The 2,471-nt window shown below is 72.5% G+C and carries 1 protein-coding gene; it reads right to left on the reverse strand.

Annotation, left to right across the window (positions count from 1 at the left end; translation table 11 throughout):
- On the reverse strand, window positions 1–236 hold a 236-nt coding region (locus tag C1I97_RS35370; protein ID WP_146608407.1), incomplete at its 3' end, for a helix-turn-helix domain-containing protein.
- Window positions 237–2,471: the final 2,235 nt, after the last annotated feature.

Consider the following 2,471-nt stretch of genomic DNA (forward strand, 5'->3'; position numbering starts at 1 on the left):
AGGTACTCCTGCCGGGGAATCCGCTTCCCGCCCTCGATCTTGTAGACCAGGTCGTCCCCGTACCCCATCGCCGTCCCGAACTCGGCGACCCGCATCCCCACCGCCTCCCGCCGCAGCCTCAACTGCCGCCCCACGGTGGCGATCACCGCGACCCCCCACTCGTCGTTCGGATCCACCTCCCACCCCGGCTCATCCGCCTCTTCCCCGAGCCGTACCGCCTCGCCGTCCACCGACATGCCGCACCCCTCCGTCGTACGCGTCGTATCGCGACGTATCCGACGGCAGAGGCGTCGGCCACGCGAAGTGACAGGAGTGGCCCGGAGGGCACGCCTACGAGTGAAGTAGCCATGTGGGCGGACAACAAGTGGAGGGTTTGGGCCAACCCGCTGTGGCAAAACCGCAGGTCGCGCCCCTCCGTCGTGGCTCAAACCCTCCACTTGCCTCAGAAAGCCCGCTCGGTGAGGCGATGGCGATCACTTGGTGCGCCTGCCCCATGCTCGGGGTGTGCCCGGTGTCTCCGAGATACCGAAAACGGGGTCCGCCGCCGAAGCCCGGGACCGGCAGGACGGTTAGGCTCTGGCCAGGACGGGCTCGATCCGACGGGAGGCCGGGATGACGGCGCCGGGGCGCAGGAGCAGTACTTTTACGCGGCTGCTGCGGCACGGCTTCATCGATGCCTCGGGGGCCGAGCGGCTGCTGGAGAGCCCGGAGCTGGCCCCGCTCAGGGACGATCCCGGGCTGCTGGAGGCGCTGGGGGCCACCGCCGATCCAGATCTCGCGCTGCGGGGGCTCGTGCGGCTGCTCGAGGCGCAGCCGGCGCCGACGGACCGGCGGGAACTGCTCGACACGCTGATAGCGGCCAAGCCGCTGCGCGACCGGCTGCTCGGTGTGCTCGGCTGCTCCGCCGCGCTCGGCGACCACCTCGCCCGGCACGCCGGTGACTGGCGGGCGCTCGTCACCTACGAGCCGCGCGACCTGCACCCCGGGGTGGAGGAGTTCGAGCGCGGGCTCGCGGAGGCCGGTGACCCCGTCGCGCTGCGCGTCGCCTACCGGCGCTGTCTGCTGTCCATCGCCGCCCGCGACGTGTGCGGCACCACCGACGTGGCCGAGACCGCCGCCGAGCTCGCCGACCTCGCCACCGCCACCCTGCGCGCCGCCCTCCGGCTCGCCCGCGCCGCCGCGCCCGAGGACGACGCGCTGTGCCGGCTCGCGGTGATCGCCATGGGCAAGTGCGGCGGCCACGAGCTGAACTACGTCTCCGACGTCGACGTGATCTTCGTGGGGGAGGCCGCGGCGGGGGCGGACGAGGCGAAGGCGCTGCGCGCCGCCACCCGGCTCGCCTCGCACATGATGCGGATCTGCTCCGAGACCACCGTGGAGGGGTCGATCTGGCCCGTCGACGCCAATCTGCGGCCCGAGGGGCGCAACGGGCCGCTCGTGCGGTCCCTGAGCAGTCATGTCGCCTATTACCAGCGGTGGGCCAAGACCTGGGAGTTCCAGGCGCTGCTCAAGGCCCGGCCGGTCGCCGGCGACCTCGAGCTCGGCGGGCAGTACGCCGCCGCGCTCGCCCCGCTGGTCTGGCAGGCCGCCGAGCGCGAGAACTTCGTCGCCGACGTGCAGAAGATGCGCCGCCGTGTGGTGGAGAACATCCCCGTGTCCGAGGTCGAGCGTGAGCTGAAGCTCGGGCCGGGCGGGCTCAGGGACGTCGAGTTCGCCGTGCAGTTGCTGCAGTTGGTGCACGGGCGGACCGACGTGTCGTTGCGGAGCGGGTCCACGCTGGACGCGTTGCAGGCGCTGGCCGCGGGGGGTTACGTCGGCCGGGTGGACGCCGTGCAGCTCGACGACGCCTACCGGTTCCTGCGCTCCCTGGAGCACCGTATCCAGCTGTACCGGCTGCGGCGCACCCACCTCGTCCCCGAGGACGAGGCCGATCTGCGCCGGCTCGGGCGGTCCCTCGGCCTGCGCAGCGACCCGATCACCGAGCTCACCCGGGAGTGGAAGCGGCACACCGGCGTCGTACGGCGGCTGCACGAGAAGCTGTTCTACCGGCCGCTGCTCGACGCGGTCGCCCAACTCGCTCCCGGTGAGGTCCGGTTGAGCCCCGAGGCGGCTCGGGAGCGACTGGTCGCGCTCGGGTACGCCGACCCGGCCGCCGCCCTGCGGCATCTGGAGGCCCTCGCGTCGGGGGTGACGCGGAAGGCCGCGATCCAGCGGACGCTGCTGCCGGTGCTGCTGGGGTGGTTCGCGGACTCGGCCGATCCGGACGCGGGGCTTCTCAACTTCCGCAAGGTGTCGGACGCGCTGGGGAAGACGCCGTGGTACCTGCGGCTGCTGCGGGACGAGGGGGCCGCCGCCGAGAACCTCGCGCGGGTGCTGTCCGCCGGGCGGCTCGCGCCCGATCTGCTGATGCGGGCGCCGGAGGCCGTGGCGCCTGTCTCTTATAAACATCTGACGCTGCCGACGAATAGCCT

This window comes from Streptomyces sp. NTH33, assembly GCF_003236365.1.
Classification (GTDB): domain Bacteria; phylum Actinomycetota; class Actinomycetes; order Streptomycetales; family Streptomycetaceae; genus Streptomyces.